Source organism: Priestia koreensis, from assembly GCF_022646885.1.
Lineage (GTDB): Bacteria > Bacillota > Bacilli > Bacillales > Bacillaceae_H > Bacillus_AG > Bacillus_AG koreensis_A.
In genome coordinates, this window is the sequence record NZ_CP061868.1 from 3,634,032 (window position 1) to 3,652,316 (window position 18,285).

General features: G+C 40.5%; 22 protein-coding genes. All 22 read right to left on the reverse strand.

Features of this window, described 5'->3' with window-relative positions:
- Positions 1-246 precede the first annotated feature (246 nt).
- Complete coding sequence (locus tag IE339_RS19145) at positions 247-1,053, reverse strand: pyruvate, water dikinase regulatory protein (RefSeq protein ID WP_242170190.1); 807 nt, start codon at positions 1,051-1,053, stop codon at positions 247-249.
- Between the two features lie 18 nt (positions 1,054-1,071).
- On the reverse strand, positions 1,072-1,710 hold the full coding sequence (locus IE339_RS19150) for a transcriptional regulator CcpN (protein WP_242170193.1): 639 nt from the start codon (positions 1,708-1,710) through the stop codon (positions 1,072-1,074).
- A gap of 202 nt (positions 1,711-1,912) precedes the next feature.
- Positions 1,913-2,677, reverse strand: coding sequence for a DNA repair protein RecO (recO, locus tag IE339_RS19155; RefSeq protein ID WP_242170198.1), 765 nt, complete (start codon positions 2,675-2,677; stop codon positions 1,913-1,915).
- A gap of 31 nt (positions 2,678-2,708) precedes the next feature.
- Positions 2,709-2,852, reverse strand: coding sequence for a YqzL family protein (locus IE339_RS19160; protein ID WP_242170201.1), 144 nt, complete (start codon positions 2,850-2,852; stop codon positions 2,709-2,711).
- 95 nt (positions 2,853-2,947) lie between these two features.
- Entirely contained in the window at positions 2,948-3,856 is a 909-nt protein-coding gene (gene era, locus IE339_RS19165; RefSeq protein WP_242170204.1) for a GTPase Era, read from the reverse strand.
- A complete protein-coding gene (locus tag IE339_RS19170; RefSeq protein ID WP_242170207.1) occupies positions 3,849-4,247 on the reverse strand; it encodes a cytidine deaminase in 399 nt (132 codons plus the stop codon). Before IE339_RS19170 ends, era begins: the two co-directional genes overlap by 8 nt.
- Positions 4,248-4,294: 47 nt before the next feature.
- A complete protein-coding gene (locus tag IE339_RS19175; RefSeq protein ID WP_242170210.1) occupies positions 4,295-4,687 on the reverse strand; it encodes a diacylglycerol kinase family protein in 393 nt (130 codons plus the stop codon).
- Positions 4,665-5,084, reverse strand: coding sequence for an rRNA maturation RNase YbeY (ybeY, locus tag IE339_RS19180; protein WP_285846454.1), 420 nt, complete (start codon positions 5,082-5,084; stop codon positions 4,665-4,667). Before ybeY ends, IE339_RS19175 begins: the two co-directional genes overlap by 23 nt.
- Before the next feature lie 47 nt (positions 5,085-5,131).
- Positions 5,132-7,240, reverse strand: a complete 2,109-nt coding sequence (locus IE339_RS19185; protein WP_397428576.1) for an HD family phosphohydrolase — start codon at positions 7,238-7,240, stop codon at positions 5,132-5,134.
- 73 nt (positions 7,241-7,313) lie between these two features.
- Positions 7,314-8,288, reverse strand: a complete 975-nt coding sequence (locus tag IE339_RS19190) for a PhoH family protein (protein ID WP_242170218.1) — start codon at positions 8,286-8,288, stop codon at positions 7,314-7,316.
- Between the two features lie 3 nt (positions 8,289-8,291).
- A complete protein-coding gene (yqfD, locus tag IE339_RS19195; RefSeq protein WP_242170221.1) occupies positions 8,292-9,479 on the reverse strand; it encodes a sporulation protein YqfD in 1,188 nt (395 codons plus the stop codon).
- 18 nt (positions 9,480-9,497) lie between these two features.
- The gene (yqfC, locus tag IE339_RS19200; protein ID WP_242170223.1) at positions 9,498-9,782 is read right to left on the reverse strand and encodes a sporulation protein YqfC; all 285 of its coding nucleotides are present in this window, start codon (positions 9,780-9,782) and stop codon (positions 9,498-9,500) included.
- A 78-nt stretch (positions 9,783-9,860) separates the two neighbouring features.
- Entirely contained in the window at positions 9,861-10,286 is a 426-nt protein-coding gene (locus IE339_RS19205; RefSeq protein WP_242170226.1) for a hypothetical protein, read from the reverse strand.
- A 22-nt stretch (positions 10,287-10,308) separates the two neighbouring features.
- Positions 10,309-11,280: a flotillin-like protein FloA gene (gene floA / locus IE339_RS19210; protein ID WP_397428577.1), complete on the reverse strand. Its 972-nt coding sequence runs from the start codon at positions 11,278-11,280 to the stop codon at positions 10,309-10,311.
- Between the two features lie 36 nt (positions 11,281-11,316).
- Positions 11,317-12,105: an NfeD family protein gene (locus IE339_RS19215; protein ID WP_242170230.1), complete on the reverse strand. Its 789-nt coding sequence runs from the start codon at positions 12,103-12,105 to the stop codon at positions 11,317-11,319.
- A gap of 122 nt (positions 12,106-12,227) precedes the next feature.
- Positions 12,228-12,671 (reverse strand): GatB/YqeY domain-containing protein, encoded by a 444-nt coding sequence (locus IE339_RS19220; protein WP_053402071.1) that lies wholly within the window; start codon positions 12,669-12,671, stop codon positions 12,228-12,230.
- A gap of 14 nt (positions 12,672-12,685) precedes the next feature.
- Positions 12,686-12,859 (reverse strand): 30S ribosomal protein S21, encoded by a 174-nt coding sequence (gene rpsU, locus IE339_RS19225; RefSeq protein ID WP_010678174.1) that lies wholly within the window; start codon positions 12,857-12,859, stop codon positions 12,686-12,688.
- 242 nt (positions 12,860-13,101) lie between these two features.
- Positions 13,102-13,773: a deoxyribose-phosphate aldolase gene (deoC, locus tag IE339_RS19230; protein ID WP_242170232.1), complete on the reverse strand. Its 672-nt coding sequence runs from the start codon at positions 13,771-13,773 to the stop codon at positions 13,102-13,104.
- A 181-nt stretch (positions 13,774-13,954) separates the two neighbouring features.
- A complete protein-coding gene (gene mtaB / locus IE339_RS19235; protein WP_242170234.1) occupies positions 13,955-15,307 on the reverse strand; it encodes a tRNA (N(6)-L-threonylcarbamoyladenosine(37)-C(2))-methylthiotransferase MtaB in 1,353 nt (450 codons plus the stop codon).
- Between the two features lie 5 nt (positions 15,308-15,312).
- Positions 15,313-16,065 carry a 16S rRNA (uracil(1498)-N(3))-methyltransferase gene (locus IE339_RS19240; protein WP_053402068.1) on the reverse strand — a complete coding sequence of 251 codons (753 nt, stop codon included), beginning with the start codon at positions 16,063-16,065 and terminating at the stop codon, positions 15,313-15,315.
- 106 nt (positions 16,066-16,171) lie between these two features.
- Complete coding sequence (gene prmA, locus IE339_RS19245) at positions 16,172-17,116, reverse strand: 50S ribosomal protein L11 methyltransferase (protein WP_242170236.1); 945 nt, start codon at positions 17,114-17,116, stop codon at positions 16,172-16,174.
- A 34-nt stretch (positions 17,117-17,150) separates the two neighbouring features.
- Positions 17,151-18,278 carry a molecular chaperone DnaJ gene (gene dnaJ / locus IE339_RS19250; protein WP_242170238.1) on the reverse strand — a complete coding sequence of 376 codons (1,128 nt, stop codon included), beginning with the start codon at positions 18,276-18,278 and terminating at the stop codon, positions 17,151-17,153.
- Between the last annotated feature and the right edge of the window lie 7 nt (positions 18,279-18,285).

Below are 18,285 nucleotides of genomic sequence, written 5' to 3' on the forward strand. Positions count from 1 at the left end.
ATTCCTGCTTTTAAATGTAAATTCATTAAAAACCTTGTCGAATCTGTCTTTTCTTTTTCCACATATATCAATAGTTTATTCGTTATTGACAAAGTCTAAACCTAAAACTATTCCTTTTTATCACAATTTTTTATTATAATATAAATTGATTGTATTTTCCATACAAAAGTCATAAAAAAATGTTTTTAGCAATACGTAAAAAAGCGACGTCATCCTTTGCAAGAGACGATTTCGCTTTCTGTTGAACTATCTATTGTATTGAATGGTATTTAAAATGACTCCAGCTGTTTCTTCTACTGCTTTATTTGATACATCGATCACCTTGCAGCCGATTCGTCCGATCAAACTATTAAAGAATTCAATTTCTTCTTTAATACGTTCTATATTAGCATAGATGGCTTGATCATTCAGCCCTAACGACTTGAGACGCTCTTTTCGGATATAATTTAGCTTCTCTGGACTAATCGTAAGCGCAATGCATTTTTCAGCAGGGATTTTAAACAGTTCCTCTGGTGGCTCTACCTCTGGCACGATCGGTACGTTTGCAACCTTTAAACGCTTATGTGCTAAAAACTGTGAAAGAGGCGTTTTCGATGTACGCGAGATTCCTAGTAATACAATATCGGCTTTTAAAATTCCACGAGGATCTCTTCCATCATCGTACTTAACAGCAAATTCAATTGCCTCAATCTTTTTAAAGTAATCTTCATCAAGCTTTCGGACCATTCCTGGCTCATAGCGAGGTTCCATGCCATAAGCTGTTTGAATTTTATCAATAAGTGGTCCAATAATATCAAACGCTTCGACCCCTTGTCTTGACGCCTCTGTGATTAGAAATTCGCGCATTTGTGGCTTCACAAGGGTGAATCCAATAATCGCCTGATTGAGCTTTGCAAGTGACACTACTTCTTCTAACGTCTCCGTATCTTCTACGTAAGGCACCCGCTTAATGACGATATTCGCTAAATCAAACTGACTAGTGGCTGCTTTTACAACCAGCTCGGCTGTTTCTCCCACTGAATCTGATACAACATATAAGAACGGATTGTTCATTTCGTATGCCCAGCCCCTTTATATAATTTCATCGTTTGCTAATGCGACTAATAATTTTGTTACGTTCGTTTTTGTAATACGGCCTACTACTTCAAAGCCTTTATCTGAATCCTTCACTACCGGAACAGCATCAATTTGCTTATCAATTAATACCTTCGCTACATCAATGAGCAGATCCTCTCGTGTGCAGTAGGTAATGTTCGGCATTCTTGTCATAATGATATGAACAGGGATAGAAGTTAATTCTTGTTTTCCGATGCTTGCTCGAAGCAAATCTTTTCGTGATAACACTCCAACAAGCGATGCGTTTTGATCGATCACAAAAAGAGTTCCAACATCCTCTAAAAACATCGTGCAAATCGCATCATACACGGAGACGTTCTCATTTACTAATACAGGCAAGGATTGGTATTCTTTCACTTGAATTTTACGAATTTTATCCGTTAACAGCTGAGCGCCCGTTTTTCCTGTATAAAAATAGCCTACTCTCGGTCTTGCTTCAAGATAACCTGCCATCGTAAGAATCGCAAGATCTGGACGCAATGTCGCTCTTGTCAAATGAAGCTGATCTGCGATGTGCTCCCCTGTTATCGGTCCTCTTTCTTTTACGATTTGCAAAATATGTTCTTGGCGTTTATTTAATTCGATTGTACTCACCACCCTAAGCTTTGTTTAATTGTGTTATACTATTTATACAAACATGATATACTTTTTTCGATCAAAGGGAAAGAATATTATCAAAATATTTTTGGGTCCTTTGCCTTCTTTATGTATCCATTTTGAAGAAAAAGAGCAAGGCGATCTCCTGGTTGCAGATCGCCCTCATCCTTTATTATACAACTAAAGCAAGAATTCTATTCTATGAGTCTTTGAATGTATCTTTTAATTGTTCCATCTGCTTCAAAAATCGTTTGGACTTTAGTACGATTCCTGAATATTCATCATAGTACATGTCCACAACAAGCCTCAGCTGTTTCTTCGTTTCTGGCTTCAACGAAATCGTTCCAAGACGCGTCAAATCTAAATAATAAAACAACCGTAATAACTTAACAGTTGCTGGACTAATTTGCAAATGATAAGGATCTTTTTCTGCACAACGATGACAAATCAATCCGCCCTCACGAATCGAAAAGCCAAAACGTCCATCCGTTGCCCCGCAAAACGCGCAGCGATCGAGCTGTGGATATAAGCCGAGCACATTCAATATTTTCATTTCAAAAATAATAGCTAACACTTCCATATCAAACCCTTCTTCTAGATAAGACAACGTTTGGTATAGAAGCTGAAATAAAAAGGGATTGATCTGATTGTTCTCTGTTGCTTTATCCGTCAACTCCACAACGTAAGAAGCATACGCAGTCAGAAAGATATCCTCGCGTATGCTTCTCATAGAAGAAATGCTTTCTCCTTGTTGAAGAGTCCCCATTCCACTTCCTCCACCTTGAAACAAAAACTGTCCGTAGGTGAAAAGGTGCGTTAAGGAAGACAAACGGCTACTCGGTTTTCGAGCACCTCTAGCCATCAAACCTATTTTCCCAAGCTCTCTTGTATATATTGTGATAATCTTATTCGATTCACCGTAATCATTTGTTCGAATAACGATGCCTTCACATTTTTTTAGCATTGTGAACACCCGCCTATCTGAAGAAGGAAGGCTATGAAATTGGATGATCGAGGACTTTTACTTCCTCTGATATTCCCTCCGGCTGCGGTATTGATTCTCTTTCCATCTCTTTATAAAGGAGATATGTATCAATGTTCCCGGTACTGGTGAATACTTTCCAAGTAAGATCTAACATAAGAAACCCCCACCTTTCTAAGATACCAATTTCTTATGTTTAGATTGACCTTCCTTCTTCAAAATCATGCAAAACAAATTTTGTAAAATTTTTTATCAGTACTCGTCCTCACGAAAACCAAAGTCACGAAGCTGATTTGCTTTGTTTCTCCAATCCTTTTGAACCTTTACCCAAAGTTCAAGGAAAACCTTCGATCCAAGCAATGATTCAATATCGACACGCGCACGTTTTCCAACTTCTTTTAACATGCTTCCCTGCTTTCCAATGACGATTCCTTTTTGAGAGTCACGCTCGACAACAATTGTCGCTCCGACATACACGGCATTACCGCCTTCACGTCGTTGAATGGAATCAATTGCGACTGCAATGGAATGCGGAATTTCTTCTCGTGTTAAATGAAGCACCTTCTCACGAATCAGTTCTGAAATGATAAAGCGCTCAGGATGATCCGTTACTTGGTCTGCGGGATAATATTGTGGCCCTTCAGGCAAACGATTTTTAATTTGCGTGAGCAGCGTATCCACGTTGTTCCCTTGAAGAGCAGAGATTGGCACAATTTCCGCAAATGGATATAACGCCTGGTACTTCTCCATAAGAGGTAACAGCTTGTCTGGATGAATGTCATCGATTTTATTCACGATTAAAAATACAGGCGTATTTGTGTTTTTTAAACGCTCAATAATGAATTCATCTCCACGTCCATATCCTTCGACAGCATTGACCATAAATAAAATAAGATCCACTTCTTTTAACGTGTTTTGTGCGACCTTCATCATGAAATCGCCTAGCTTGTGCTTTGGTTTATGAATTCCCGGCGTGTCAATAAACACGATTTGTGAATCAGCCTCTGTATATACACCTTGAATTTTGTTACGAGTTGTTTGAGGTTTGTCGCTCATAATCGCGATTTTTTGGCCGATTACGCGATTTAAAAATGTTGATTTTCCTACATTTGGTCTGCCGATAATCGAGACAAACCCTGATTTAAATTGTTGATTAGTCATGTAAATCCTCCGATGAAAATGCTCCTGGTAATAATTCATCTACGGTCAATTCGTAGATGTCTCCCTTTAAATTTGTTAATATAACTTTCATGTCCTTTGAGCAAAGCTCTGAAATAACTTGACGACATGCCCCACACGGAGAAACCGGTCGATCGGTATCCGCAACAACAGCGAGAGCCTCATACTTTGTATCCCCTTCAGAATAGGCTTTAAATAAAGCTGTTCGCTCTGCGCAGTTACACATGCTGTAAGCTGCATTTTCAATGTTACAGCCATGATAGACCTTACCGTCTTTTGTTAACAGCGCAGCTCCTACTTTAAACGTTGAATACGGCACATATGCACGCTCTCTTGCTTTTTTTGCCTCTTCGATCAACTGTAATTTCTCCATGTTCGCTCGTCCCCTTATTCATTTGAAATTTAATCTTTCCTCCCCATCTAAGGAAGGATGTGTGGAAGAAAGATCATGCATCCAATTACTATGGCGATAATGGTCATTACTAATACGGCTCCTGCTGCGGCATCCTTTGCTATTTTCGCAAGCGGATGATAGCGATCCGTAATTAAATCTACGGTCTTTTCAATCGCTGTATTTACAAGTTCTAGACTCATGACAGCGCCGATAAGTATTAGTATTATACACCATTCAACTTGTGAAAGGTGAACATACAGACCTGTTATAATGACAATAATCAACGCAAAGGCGTGTATTTTCATATTTCGCTCTGATGTTAGCACATAGAAAATCCCCTGAAACGCATGACCAAAGCTTCCAATTAAAGTTGGCTTTTTTCCGACATTTCGTCTTTTATCTTGAGAGTCCATACTCATCTAAGATAACGCGCTGTTTTGAAAACATTTCTTGCTCGTCCTCAGTTGTCTCATGGTCATAGCCTAAAAGATGAAGAAAGCCATGAACCGCTAAAAAGCCTAACTCTCGTGTAAACGAATGGCCATATTCCTCTGCCTGTTCTTTCGTTCTAGGAATTGAAATAATAATATCCCCTAATACGCGCGGCATATCTTCACCAATAATTTCAAGCTCTCCTTCTCCCATTTCTTCTAGGGCGAAGGAAATGACGTCTGTAGGTTTGTCTTTATCTCGATACTCGCGGTTAATTTCTTGGATGCGCTCATTATCAACGAATGTTACGGAAACTTCCGTATCATCTGCAACCTCTTCCTTTTTTGCCGCAAGACCTAGAAGTCCTTCGATCGTTTTTGTCATGTCATCTGTTACTTCATTTGTTTCATCAATAAAATCAATTACCAAACTCACTTGTTCTGGTCACCTCTCTTGTTGAATTCCGGATATTCAATTCGACTATGGAAAATTCCGTTTAACGTTTCACACAGTGATGTTGCAACGGTCTCTAATTCCTTTAGCGTAATATCACATTCACTAAATTGCTCGTCTTGCAAGCGATCTTTAATAATATTTCGTACGAGCGATTCGATTTTTTCAGGCGTTGGATTTGGCATGGATCTTACAGCCGCTTCTACACTATCTGCAATTCCAATAACAGCCGCTTCCTTTGTTTGTGCTTTAGGGCCTGGATAACGATAATCTTCTTCTTTTACATGATCTTTATCCAGTTCTAGCGCTTTATAGTAAAAATATTTTAACAAAGTCGTCCCGTGATGTTGAGCGGCAATATCCACAAACTCTCTCGGTAGTTTATGACGACGCAAAATCTCCGCTCCGTCCGTTGCATGGGCAATGATAATGCTTCGGCTAACCTCAGGTGACAGCTGATCGTGTGGATTCGACACGTTCATTTGATTTTCAATAAAGTATTGAGGTCGTCTTGTTTTGCCAATGTCGTGGTAATAAGAACCAACTCTCGCTAATAAACCGCTAGCTCCAATTGCTTCACAGGCTGCTTCTGATAAATTAGCCACCATAACGCTATGATGATATGTACCTGGAGCTTCTGTTAAAATTTTACGCAGTAGCGGATGATTCGGGTTCGATAATTCGATGAGCTTCATCGTTGATAAGATGCCGAATCCGGCTTCAAAAAATGGAAGCAAGCCTATCGTTAGAATAGAAGCTACCAATCCTGATACTACTGCCATAATACCATAATAGCCTAAATTAATCGTCTCTAACTGTCCGTTATTTTTAATCAACAAAATTGCTAAAATTACGACAACATTAATCAATGAAACGAACAGACCGGCCTGTAAAATACGTGAACGTCGATGCTGCTCACTGAGAAATAAGACCCCGGCAACGCTACTGATGAGAAAATAAAGCCCGATTTGTCCGTTAAACGCCGTTGTCGTTCCCGTATTAAAAATAATACTGCCTGTCCCTGCTAATAAGAAGCTTGTAGCAATCGCAATGCGCTCATTAATGAGAATACGTACCAAAAGCGCTCCTAATGCGACAGGCGCTAAATAACCGAGATCAGTAAACTCAATTTTTTGAAACAAGCTCACGATCTTCATAATGATGATCGTAACGCTCACGGTAATAACATACATAAGAAGCGTACGATACGTTCCTTTTTTGAGCTGCTGAAAGTAGTACATAATCATCGCTAAAAAGACGATGACGATGAGAAGCAATCCAAGAAACGGTTGAATCGTATTTTTATTATCGAGTAACCCTACTAGTTTTAACTGGCGATAAATGTCTCTTGTAATTAACTGGCCTTCTTCAACTAAAATCTGGCCTTGTTTGATAATCACAGGATCTACCTGCTGAATAGCTGTTTGGCGGCGATCAGATGTTTCGCTTCTGTTGTAGACAACGTTTGGAATAATCGAAAACTCTGCCACATCATACATCGCCTTTTTCACATCACTCGACACGTTTGTATACACAAGCTGACTTTTCGCCTGTTCTTTCTTACTTTGCACATCGGATACGGTAATACGTCCCTTCATTAAGTAATGAACAACGGTAACAACCGAATCCTTCGCAGTAGAAAGCTGCTTGTCATTTGCTTGGAAAAGATTTAATAATGTGTCTTGTCCTAGCGATCTCACCACGTCTTTTGGTAGCTTTGTTTCTAGCATCGTTTTCTTTTCTTTTAAAACAGCTTCTGCATCTAATAAAGCATCATCTGACTTTTTATCATATTCTTTATTCACATCCTGAATCGAATCAAAAATGGTGCTTACTAAATCAACCTGATTTTGGGCGTATTCAGTATTCAGTGAATAAATGTCCTCTACTTCGTCTTTTGCCTGCTGTTGCTTATCTTTCGTACTTTCTTTATCCTCAATCGTAACAGGCGAATAAATGTTTGTTGGTGATTCGTCTAACAATTTTAAATGAAGCATTTCTGGCTTAACGTTGCTATACATAGAGACATATAAAATAATGCCTAATACCGTATATAGGGCTACATAAAGCAAGCGCATACGCTCCATTTTCAAAAAAGCCTCTTTCAAAACTTGCAACTTGGACAAGAGCTTCCCCCCTTTAAAAGCAAAATAGACCCTATCAAGATAGGGTCTTATCTTCTTTGAGTCCATACGCTTCAATGATACGTCCCACTAGTGGGTGACGTACGACGTCTGATTGCTCCAATGTAATGAGCGAAATACCTTTTACCTTTGCTAGTATCTCCTTAGCAACCGATAAACCTGAGCGAACTCCTCTTGGTAAATCTACTTGAGAAACATCTCCCGTAATTACCATTTTTGACCCAAAGCCAAGTCTTGTTAAAAACATTTTCATTTGAGCAGTCGTTGTATTTTGCGCTTCGTCCAAAATGACAAAGGCATCATCTAACGTTCTACCACGCATATAAGCAAGTGGAGCAATTTCAATCACTCCTCGCTCAATTAAGCGCTGAGTATGTTCGTTGCCAAGCACATCGTGCAGGGCGTCATAGAGAGGACGAAGATACGGATCGACTTTTTCTTTCAGGTCACCAGGAAGGAAACCAAGACTCTCTCCGGCTTCTACTGCAGGTCGTGTTAAAATAATGCGTTTGACAAGACCATTCTTCAGGGCAGCCACGGCCATTACAACAGCTAAATAGGTTTTACCCGTTCCGGCAGGACCAATCCCAAATACTAAGTCATTCTTTTTAATCGCGTTGATGTATTGACGCTGACCAAACGTTTTCACACGAATGGGTTTACCTTGTGCTGTCTTTGCAATTTCTTCGTTATACATGTCTTCAAAAAATTCTAACGAGCCCTTCTTTGCCAATTGAATGGCGTAGACAACATCACGTTCTGAAATCGTCACGTTTTTTCGAATAACAGCAAGCAGGCGTTTTAAAATTTCTTCGACGGCTTTTCGTTCTTCATTTTCCCCCGCAACATTTACCTTTTCACCGCGAGATACAACAGCCACACCCATTTCATCTTCAATCAGCTTTAGATGGGCGTCCTGCGCACCAAACAGCGCAATTGCTTCATTTGGATTCTTAAGTTGTAAATCAATCGTTACTAGATGTTCTGACATTCCTCAATCTCCTTGAATAATTGGTTGAGTCATTGCAATATTTTCTATAACTTGGTAATGAATTACTAACTTTACTTTACCATTCTCAATAGATTGGTGCAAAACTTTTTCACCTTTTATCTTTGCATCCTTATCAATTTTAGACTCTAATTCTTTTCTTCCCGTTTCGATGCCCTTTTTAACCGCTTCTGTTCGAGAATAATGACGAACTGTATGTTCGCTTTGATGAGTGCTTATTTTTTCGTATGATAAAGGCATTTTCCATTTGAAGAAATAAACAGGCTGCACCACATCGTCTACCTTTTGACTTGCGTACGTTTCTTTATTAAAAGCCCATACCGGCATCTTCCATCCAAAAATCTGTAGATAATGCTTATTGTATGATTTACCTGTTAAGACCTGAAAGCTCGTATCTAACGGAATGCTTACTTCTGCTTTGTACCATACTTCTCCGTAGACGGCGCCTTTTGATGCTACAACCTTTTGTGTCTCATTCTTCCCAATAACGCCTGAAACTAAAAGCTGACCCCTTTGAACGAAGTCGTGAACCTTCACAAGTGGTTGTCCTTTTTCGACAAACATGTAAGTGACAACCGCTTTCTTTTTAGCAATGATATTTCCAGGTGACGTCTGCTCCACTACTTTAGGAATATTTTTTTCCACCACTTGAAAGTGATAAGCTGTTCCTTTTACTTCTACACCTACCCATGTTAGATCTTGAATTTTCTCTGTTAGCTTCCGCTGGATTGTATCGGGATCGTCAAGCACAAATTTTAATTTTCCTTTTTTCACGCCCATCGCATCAAGCTCTTTCATAATTCGATGGCTCATATACGGCGTGGCTCCTTTAACATCAATCTTCCATACCATGTTAGACAATACCATAATGACACATAAGAAGGCGAGAATACCAAGTACAAAACCACTGTTTCTCCACATTTTTTTTAATAAAAAAGGACCACCCTTTTTTTGATGAAAAAAGAGCTTACATCCGCTTTTGCGCATTGTCGCACGAATGGCTGAAATGTCTTCCACAAATATTTCAGCCATAATCGTCTGTTCGTCCATTTTTTTGACATTTCGAAATGAGATTCCATTTCGAATAAATTGATTCATTAATCGTTCAATGCCTTTTCCCGTAATGGAAACACGCACAGTTCCTTTTAAATAGCTTATCCAATCGTTTTTCATTCCAAAACCCCCCCGTGGCTATTCCTCTAGATAAACCACTTGATTGATTTTTCCTTCTAGGACAATTTCTTCGGGGAGGATGACTTTGATGACTAGTCCTTCACCTTTAATTAACAGCTGGCCCTGCTTCAATAACAGACGAACCTCTATATCCGAAAAGGCGAGAAGCCCTTTATGATTCTCAATATAAATATGAATCTGGCCAATCATTGTAATACGAGGAAGGTCCAGCGTAACGTCTGCGGGTAGTTCCATTTTATCTGTTATCCATTTCTTTACCTGTCTTCTCCATTTTGCGCTCATAAAAAGAACCCCCTTCATCTCATATTTATGAGGAAGGGGGTCCTAGTATCACTTCAAATTACGAATAAAATTTTTCCTTTATCGCTGTGTTCGAGAATGATATGGATTTTTAGAACGCGGAGGCCCTAGAATTTCTGACCATATTACTCCTTGCACCACTTGCTTTTTCGACACATGAAGAGAAGGTGCTGGTGCTTCGACCTTTTCTTTTTTGACATGTACATGCGGCACAAGCGGTGGAATAGGAATTTCATTTTCCACTTGCTGTTTTGCTTCTTTTAACTTCTCTTCTAACGACTCTGTAGACCGCTGACGCTTTTTTATTTCCTGCTCAACCCTTTTCCTCATTGGAGACGTTTGCTGAGGAACAAAAGGCTTTGGGGCTCGTTTTGTTTCTTTCTCTTGTTTTTCTGATGAAAGTGATCCTTTAAAGAACGAAACAATCCCCGCAATGACGGCAAGCACAATAAAAAAGTTATGCAAAAGGAAGTCAAGTATATTCACCGAACGACTCCTCCTTTTCTACTTAGCTTTCGTCTTCATCAACATCTTTATTTAATTTACCGATTGAGTTACGCATATCAGTATCCGCTGAAATATTTTTAAAGTTCATGTAATCCATAACGCCCATGTTTCCTGAGCGTAACGCTTCTGCCATCGCTAACGGTACTTCTGCTTCCGCTTCTACTACTTTCGCACGCATTTCTTCTACGCGCGCTCTCATTTCTTGCTCTGTTGCAACAGCCATTGCACGTCGCTCTTCCGCTTTCGCCTGAGCGATGTTTTTATCTGCTTCCGCTTGGTCAGTTTGAAGGACGGCACCAATGTTTTTACCAATATCAATATCAGCAATATCAATCGATAGAATTTCAAACGCTGTTCCAGAATCTAGTCCTTTATTTAACACTGTTTGTGAGATCATATCTGGGTTTTCGAGCACACGCTTATGATCGTTGGACGAACCGATGGTACTAACGATCCCTTCCCCTACACGCGCCACAACCGTTTCTTCACCGGCTCCACCGACAAGTCGTTCGATATTGGCACGCACCGTAATTCTCGCTTTTGCTTTTACTTCGATTCCATCCATTGCGACACCCGCAATAAACGGTGTTTCAATTACTTTTGGATTAACGCTCATTTGAACCGCTTCAAGTACGTCACGGCCTGCTAAATCAATTGCAGCGCAGCGCTCAAAGCTCAATTCAATATTTGCACGCTGTGCAGCAATTAGCGCATTTACTACTCGGTCAACGTTCCCACCTGCTAAATAATGACTTTCAAGCTGGTTAATCGATACATCAATTCCTGCTTTACTGGCTTTAATGAGTGGATTAACGACTCGAGACGGAATAACGCGTCGTAGCCTCATCCCGACGAGTGTAAAAATACTAATACGAACGCCTGCAGCTAGTGCTGAAATCCACAGCATGATTGGTACAAACGTTAAGAAAACGGCAACGAGTACAATCGCTAAACCTACCAATATAAAAAACATAATTGAACCTGCTTCAACCATAAAATCCCCACCTTCTTAAATTTTTCGAACTACGATCCGAACGCCTTCTACCTTAATAATTTTCACTTCTATATCTTTCGGTAGATAGCTTCCTTCCGTTACGACGTCTAAATACTCCTCATCTAGCATCATCGTGCCAGATGGTCGTAGCGGTGTGGTTGTGACACCAATTTTCCCGATTAAATCCATACGCGATGGATTTGACACATACCCAGACTCTGTTTTCATCGAGTCATTTAATACAAATTTTTGAAACCCGGAAAGTTTTCGTCCAAAAAACTTTACCATCATCCATGCACCCCCCAGAGCTACAATTACCGCTATAATAATAGCTATGCCTGTTACAACATTATTATCAGTAGCTAAAAAGAAGCTTGTGACAATTGCTCCAATACCTAGTACTCCTGCGATTCCTCCAATGAGAAAAATTTCAAGCAGAATTAGTACAATCCCTACAATAAAGACAATAACGGCATCAAAACCAGAAACACCGGTGATAAGATGGCCAAAAAAGAAGAGAAAAAAGGAAAGTAATCCAATTGTCCCTGACAAACCAAATGCAGGTGTAAACAACTCCAACACTAATCCAACACAGCCGATTGTAAGTAAAACGATGACCATAAGTGGACTAGTTAAAAACTCACCAATTTGATGGATAACCGATTGATTTGAGTGGATCGTTTGCGTTGCGTGGTTAAAGCTCTCCGCTGAGTGAAATGAAGATGAAAATGCGTTATGTGGTAGTAAAAAAAGAAAAATGAGAGCCAACATGCTGCTTGTTAAATATCGACCAATATACGTCATAAGCCTCCTCCATCTTTGAATAATCGTGCTGCCTAGTTATATGTACGAATCACATCCAAAAAGGTTTCAAAAAATTCGCCAGAAATGGAAAAAACCATCTTACAAAATGTAAGATGGTTTTTTTATGACAAATGTTGAAGAACAAGCTTATTAACGAGTCCGCCATCAGCTTTGCCTTTTACCTTTGGCATAATCGCTCCCATTACTTTTCCCATATCGGACTTTGAGGAAGCCTGAACTTCTTCAATCGTTTCTTTAACAATTTCAGTTAATTCGTCTTCTGTTAGCTGCTGTGGCATATATACCTCTAAGACAGCTAGCTCTGATTGGATTTTATCCACAAGATCTGAACGACCTGCTTTTTCAAATTCGTGGAGGGAGTCTTTGCGTTGTTTTAACTCACGAGAAATGACGGTTAATTCGTCTTCTTCTGTTAAGTCACCGCCTGCTTTAATAGCTTCGTTTTGAAGAGCAGCTTTCACCATGCGAATGACAGAGAGCTTCTCTTTTTCTTTGTTTTTCATAGCTTGCTTCATATCAGTGTTTAAACGCTCGAGAAGACTCATAAATACACCCTCTTTTAGTATTTACGTTTTCTAGCAGCTTCAGACTTTTTCTTACGCTTTACGCTAGGCTTTTCATAGAATTCGCGCTTTCTAGCTTCTTGAATTGTACCTGATTTAGATACAGTACGTTTGAAGCGACGAAGAGCATCTTCAAGCGATTCGTTTTTACGAACGACTGTTTTTGACATTCTAATTCCCTCCCTCCGAACAAAACCAATAACATCATAATTAAAAGACATGAAAAACATGTCTTTTGCAATTATAATATAATGACGTCTCTAGGTCAACCGCTTTGAACAAATATATGGTATTTCTCTATAGTATTTCTATGCAAAATCCATTCGTTTCGCCACTAAATTCCGCTTTTGTTCACCATTTGCTCATCAAAAGGCAATTTTGAGAAGCTTTTTGACGTCAAAAAGCAATTTTTTTAGTAGTCGCTATCAGCTGTTAGCCCTTGAACAATAGCCATACCTGAACTTGCCCCAATTCGTGTTGCCCCTGCGTCGATGACGGCTTTAGCCTGTTCCGCGTTGCGGACACCACCGGAAGCCTTCACGCCTATATCCGGCCCTACTGCTTCACGCATAAGTGCCACATCCTCTGGAGTCGATCCGCCCGTTGAGAAGCCCGTAGACGTTTTCACATAATCTGCCCCTGCTTTTACCGCTAATTTGCACGCACGGGTTTTTTCTTCGTCCGTTAAAAGACACGTTTCAATGATCACTTTGGACAAGGCTTTTCCTCGCGCAGCAGCTGTAACAGCCTGAATGTCTCGCTCCACGAGCTCATCGTTTTTATCTTTTAACGCCCCAATGTTGATGACCATATCTACTTCTGTCGCACCGTTTTCGATCGCATTTTTCGTCTCAAACGCCTTAACCTCTGGTGTTGTGGCCCCTAATGGGAATCCAATAACTGTACATACCTTCACATCTGTTCCTTTTAAAAGGCTTGCCGCAAGCTCTACCCACGTTGGGTTTACGCATACAGAAGCGAACCCGTACTGAGCCGCTTCCTCACAAAGCGTCACAATCTGCTCTTTCGTTGTATCTGGTTTTAAAGCCGTATGATCAATCATTTTGGCAATTTCTTGTGTCATAAAGTTAAACTCTCCTTTCAATCGATGAAGCTTCCTTAATAGTTCTATGTTTTCCCCTGAGGAAAACGCATCAAACATGTTCCGCTTCTAGAGGGGAAAACCTCTCTTTTATTTTATCCCCCTTCATGTAAAAAGATAGTCGTAAAAAAAAGACATCAGCATGCTGATGTCTTTTTGTCGCTTATGAGCTCATTTTCATTTGAGTTGCGTCTTCTTCTAATACGCGTACAAACTGTCCTTCGTTGTGTGGATAGCCAGCTTTTTCAATTTTAACTTTCACTAACTTTCCAACCATATCTTCTGTTGCAGGGAACACAACTTTTAGATAATTGTCGGTATATCCTACATAAAGACCGCTCTCAGGTGCTTCTTTGTATACTTCTTCCGGAATTACTTCGAGCACTTCGCCCTCGAACTGTGACGCATATTCTTTTGCTAATTGGTCAGATAGCTCAATTAAGCGGTGAACGCGCTCATTTTTCACTTCTTCATCAACTTGATCGTCCATACGAGCTGCTGGTGTACCCGTGCGTTTTGAATATGGGAACACGTGTAATTCAGAAAACTGATGTTTTTTGATGAAATCGTATGTTTCCATGAATTCTTCTTCTGTTTCGCCTGGGAAACCAACGATTACGTCAGATGTAATCGCAAGACCCGGAAGAGCTTCACGTAAGCGATCTAAACGCTCTCCGAAGAACTCCATCGTGTATTTACGACGCATGCGTTTTAACACCGTGTTAGAGCCAGACTGAAGCGGAATATGAAGATGGCGTACAACCATCTTAGAATTTTTCAACACGTCGATTACTTCATCAGAAATTTGACTTGCTTCAATAGAAGAAATACGAATGCGTTTCAGACCTTTTACGTTTGCTTCTAGATCACGTAAAAGCTGTGCAAGATTGTAGTCCTTCATATCTTCACCGTAACCACCTGTATGAATCCCTGTTAACACGATCTCTTTGTATCCTGCATCAACAAGCTGTTGCGCTTGTTGAATAACTTCTTGAGGATCACGAGAACGCATTAAACCACGAGCCCAAGGGATGATACAAAACGTACAGAAGTTGTTACATCCTTCTTGAATTTTTAATGAAGCACGTGTACGGTCTGTAAATGCGGGTACATCTAATTCTTCGTAAACGCGTGCTTTCATGATGTTTCCTACACCGTTAATTGGCTGACGTTCTTCTTTATATTGCTCAATGTATTCAAGCATTTTAACACGATCTTGTGTGCCGACTACGATGTCAACACCAGGAATCGCCATAATTTCAGCAGGTGATGTTTGAGCGTAGCACCCTGTTACACAGATAACGGCATCCGGGTTTCTTCTTACCGCACGACGAATTACTTGACGGCTTTTCTTATCACCTGTATTTGTTACTGTACATGTATTAATTACATACACATCTGCTGAATGTTCAAACTCTACACGATCGTAGCCACTATTTTTAAACAGCTGCCAGATGGCTTCAGTTTCATAGTGGTTTACTTTACAACCTAGCGTGTGAAACGCAACTGTTGCCATGTTCATCACTCCATTAGTTCAGTTTGGTACGAAACAGCTGCTAGCACATACATAGACGCTGTTTCCGTACGTAAAATCCTTGGGCCAAAGCCGCATATAACAGATCCATTCTCTTTTAAAAGTTGGACTTCTTTTTCGGTTAAGCCGCCTTCTGGTCCAATCACGACAAGAACGGATTGACCTTTTGTCAGACTAGAGAGGCTTTTATATAAGTTAGCAGATTCTCCCGCCTTCGCTTCTTCCTCATACGCAACGATGATGCGATCATAGTTCTTTGCTTCTTCAATGAGTTTCTGAACCGTTAACGGCTCTGTTACTACCGGACATTTGGTTCGGTGGGATTGCTCGGCTGCTTCCTTCGCAATTTTCTGCCAGCGCTCAAGCTTCTTTTTACCTTTTTTCTCATCCCATTTCACAATAGAACGACCTGCAATAAAAGGGATAAACTTTGCTGCACCGAGCTCGGTCCCTTTTTGAATAATCAGTTCCAGCTTATCCCCTTTAGGCAATCCATTCGCTATAGTCACTGAAACAGGTAATTCCTTTCGTTCGTCAAGCCATTTCGTTACATTCAACACAACGTCGCCTGATGATACATCTTCGATGGTACATAAAGCGGATTCATCCTTCTCATTACAACATATTACTTCGTCACCGGCAACCATCCTCATAACGCGAATGATGTGGTGAGCGTCATCACCTTTAATCACGACACGCTCATCTTCGAAATCATGATTAGCTAAAAAATATCGTTGCATAGGTCCGCACCTTTCCTCGAACATTTTCCCGTAAAGGAAGGACAAGGAACCTTAGTTCCTTGTCTATAATTGTTATTCATTCCCATAAACGGATTCATTTTATCAATTACTCAGCAGGTTTTTGGGCAATAATCGCTACCCAGTCCTCCATCAGCGTCGTTTCTTGAATTAAGAAGCCAGCATCTGTTAAGGCTTGCTTAACATCTTCCTTCTTCTTATTAATAATTCCTGATGTAATGAAGAAACCACCTGGTTTTAAAATACGTGCCGCATCCTCTACAAAACGCACAATAATTTCAGCTAAAATATTCGCTACTACCACGTCTACAGGTCCTTCGACGTTGTCAAGCAGGTTATTTTGCGAAACCGTTACAACGTCTTGAACTTTATTTAGCTTAATGTTCAAACGAGCAGATTCAACCGCGACTTCGTCTAAATCCATCGCGCGAACTTCTTTTGCGCCAAGCTGTGCTGCACCGATGCTTAATACGCCAGAGCCTGTCCCTACATCAACAACTGTATCACCCGGCTGTACTTTTTTCTCGATCGCTTGAAGTGACATAACCGTTGTAGGATGTGTCCCGGTTCCAAATGCCATTCCCGGGTCTAGCTCAATAATAAGCTCATCCGTGCTCACTGGTTCATAAATTTCCCATGTTGGAACGATTGTAAAACGCTCAGAAATTTTAACGGGATTATAATACTTTTTCCATGCTGTTGCCCATTCCTCTTCATGCACTTCGCTAATCGTTACAACGTTTGCTCCTAAGTCGAAGTTATAAACAAGCAGACTATTGATAGATTCTTTAATCGCTTCAACCGTTTCGCCTAAAAAGCTATTAATAGGAAGGTATGCTTTGACAAGCACCCCTTCCACCGGATAATCTTGCGGATTGAGTTGGTAGATCTCGCCGAACTTGTTTTCACGCTCTTTAATTAAGTCCTCTGGATCTTCAATCACAACTCCACTTGCTCCTGCTTCATGTAAAATATTCGAAATCGGTTCGATTGCTTCATTTGTTGTATGAATGCAAATTTCAGACCATTTCATTATCTACCAACTCCATTCCTAGATTCCTAAATGCTTATTCACCTTTAAAGGCACGGCGTACTTTTGCGAAAAATGAATCATGTTGCTCATCAGGAGCTCCTTGCCCACTTAAATCAGCAAAATCGCGTAATAATTGCTTTTGTTTATCCGACAGTTTGGCTGGGGTAATGACGCGCACTTGAATGTGCTGGTCCCCTTGTCCGTAACCACGCACGTTTGCAACACCTTTTCCTTTTAGACGGAATTTAGTGCCTGTTTGCGTGCCTGCTGGAATTTTCAGCTTCACTTTTCCGTGCAACGTAGGTACTTCAATCTCGTCACCGAGGGCTGCTTGAGCAAATGTTAACGGCATTTCACAATAGATGTCATCACCATTTCGTTCGAAGAACTCGTGAGAACGAACTTGGAATACGACATACAGATCACCTTGTGGGCCACCGTTGACACCTGGTTCACCTTGGCCAGATACACGTAGCTGCTGACCGTCATCCACACCTGCTGGAATTTTCACGTTAATTTTTGTTGTTTTTGTTACTTTTCCATCACCATGACACGTTTTACATTTGTCACGGATGATTTTGCCCGTTCCATTACAATGGTGACATACACGGCGATTGACGATTCGGCCAAACGGAGTCGATTGCTCGACGTTTAGCTGCCCTGAACCATGACAGTGTGAACAAGTGTCCACTTTTGTTCCTGGCTTCGCTCCTGTACCGCTACATGTATCACACGTTTCTTCACGTGGAATTTCAATTGTTGTATCTTTTCCAAACACCGCTTCTTCAAAGCTTAGTGTCATCGTATATTGTAAATCGGCTCCTTGACGCGGTGCATTTGGATCACGTCGACGTCCTCCACCGAAAATAGAACTGAAAATGTCTTCGAATCCGAATCCACCACCGAAGTCGCCGCCTCCGCCAAATCCACCAAAGCCTTGGTTAGGATCTGTATGACCGAACTGATCGTAGTGAGCTCTCTTTTGATCATCACCTAACACTTCGTACGCTTCTTTAATTTCCTTAAATTTATCAGCTGCGTCCGCTTCCTTATTGATGTCTGGATGATACTTCTTGGATAGTTTTCGGTACGATTTTTTAATTTCGTCCTTTGAAGCACCTTTACTAATTCCAAGGACTTCGTAATAATCTCGTTTACTCATCAATACT

What these genes read in the sequence shown, in the direction of transcription:
- IE339_RS19215 (WP_242170230.1), bottom strand. Translation starts at nt 12,105, where the DNA reads ATGACGTATATTGGTCGATATTTAACAAGCAGCATGTTGGCTCTCATT.
- yqfD (WP_242170221.1), bottom strand. Translation starts at nt 9,479, where the DNA reads ATGAAAAACGATTGGATAAGCTATTTAAAAGGAACTGTGCGTGTTTCC.
- dnaJ (WP_242170238.1), bottom strand. Translation starts at nt 18,278, where the DNA reads ATGAGTAAACGAGATTATTACGAAGTCCTTGGAATTAGTAAAGGTGCT.
- IE339_RS19220 (WP_053402071.1), bottom strand. Translation starts at nt 12,671, where the DNA reads ATGAGTCTTCTCGAGCGTTTAAACACTGATATGAAGCAAGCTATGAAA.
- yqfC (WP_242170223.1), bottom strand. Translation starts at nt 9,782, where the DNA reads ATGAGCGCAAAATGGAGAAGACAGGTAAAGAAATGGATAACAGATAAA.
- mtaB (WP_242170234.1), bottom strand. Translation starts at nt 15,307, where the DNA reads ATGGCAACAGTTGCGTTTCACACGCTAGGTTGTAAAGTAAACCACTAT.
- IE339_RS19170 (WP_242170207.1), bottom strand. Translation starts at nt 4,247, where the DNA reads ATGGAGAAATTACAGTTGATCGAAGAGGCAAAAAAAGCAAGAGAGCGT.
- IE339_RS19185 (WP_397428576.1), bottom strand. Translation starts at nt 7,240, where the DNA reads ATGGAGCGTATGCGCTTGCTTTATGTAGCCCTATATACGGTATTAGGC.
- IE339_RS19160 (WP_242170201.1), bottom strand. Translation starts at nt 2,852, where the DNA reads ATGTTAGATCTTACTTGGAAAGTATTCACCAGTACCGGGAACATTGAT.
- IE339_RS19190 (WP_242170218.1), bottom strand. Translation starts at nt 8,288, where the DNA reads ATGTCAGAACATCTAGTAACGATTGATTTACAACTTAAGAATCCAAAT.
- ybeY (WP_285846454.1), bottom strand. Translation starts at nt 5,084, where the DNA reads ATGACAAAAACGATCGAAGGACTTCTAGGTCTTGCGGCAAAAAAGGAA.
- IE339_RS19145 (WP_242170190.1), bottom strand. Translation starts at nt 1,053, where the DNA reads ATGAACAATCCGTTCTTATATGTTGTATCAGATTCAGTGGGAGAAACA.
- deoC (WP_242170232.1), bottom strand. Translation starts at nt 13,773, where the DNA reads ATGACACAAGAAATTGCCAAAATGATTGATCATACGGCTTTAAAACCA.
- rpsU (WP_010678174.1), bottom strand. Translation starts at nt 12,859, where the DNA reads ATGTCAAAAACAGTCGTTCGTAAAAACGAATCGCTTGAAGATGCTCTT.
- IE339_RS19175 (WP_242170210.1), bottom strand. Translation starts at nt 4,687, where the DNA reads ATGAGTATGGACTCTCAAGATAAAAGACGAAATGTCGGAAAAAAGCCA.
- IE339_RS19240 (WP_053402068.1), bottom strand. Translation starts at nt 16,065, where the DNA reads ATGCAACGATATTTTTTAGCTAATCATGATTTCGAAGATGAGCGTGTC.
- recO (WP_242170198.1), bottom strand. Translation starts at nt 2,677, where the DNA reads ATGCTAAAAAAATGTGAAGGCATCGTTATTCGAACAAATGATTACGGT.
- prmA (WP_242170236.1), bottom strand. Translation starts at nt 17,116, where the DNA reads ATGAAATGGTCTGAAATTTGCATTCATACAACAAATGAAGCAATCGAA.
- era (WP_242170204.1), bottom strand. Translation starts at nt 3,856, where the DNA reads ATGACTAATCAACAATTTAAATCAGGGTTTGTCTCGATTATCGGCAGA.
- floA (WP_397428577.1), bottom strand. Translation starts at nt 11,280, where the DNA reads ATGTTTTTTATATTGGTAGGTTTAGCGATTGTACTCGTTGCCGTTTTC.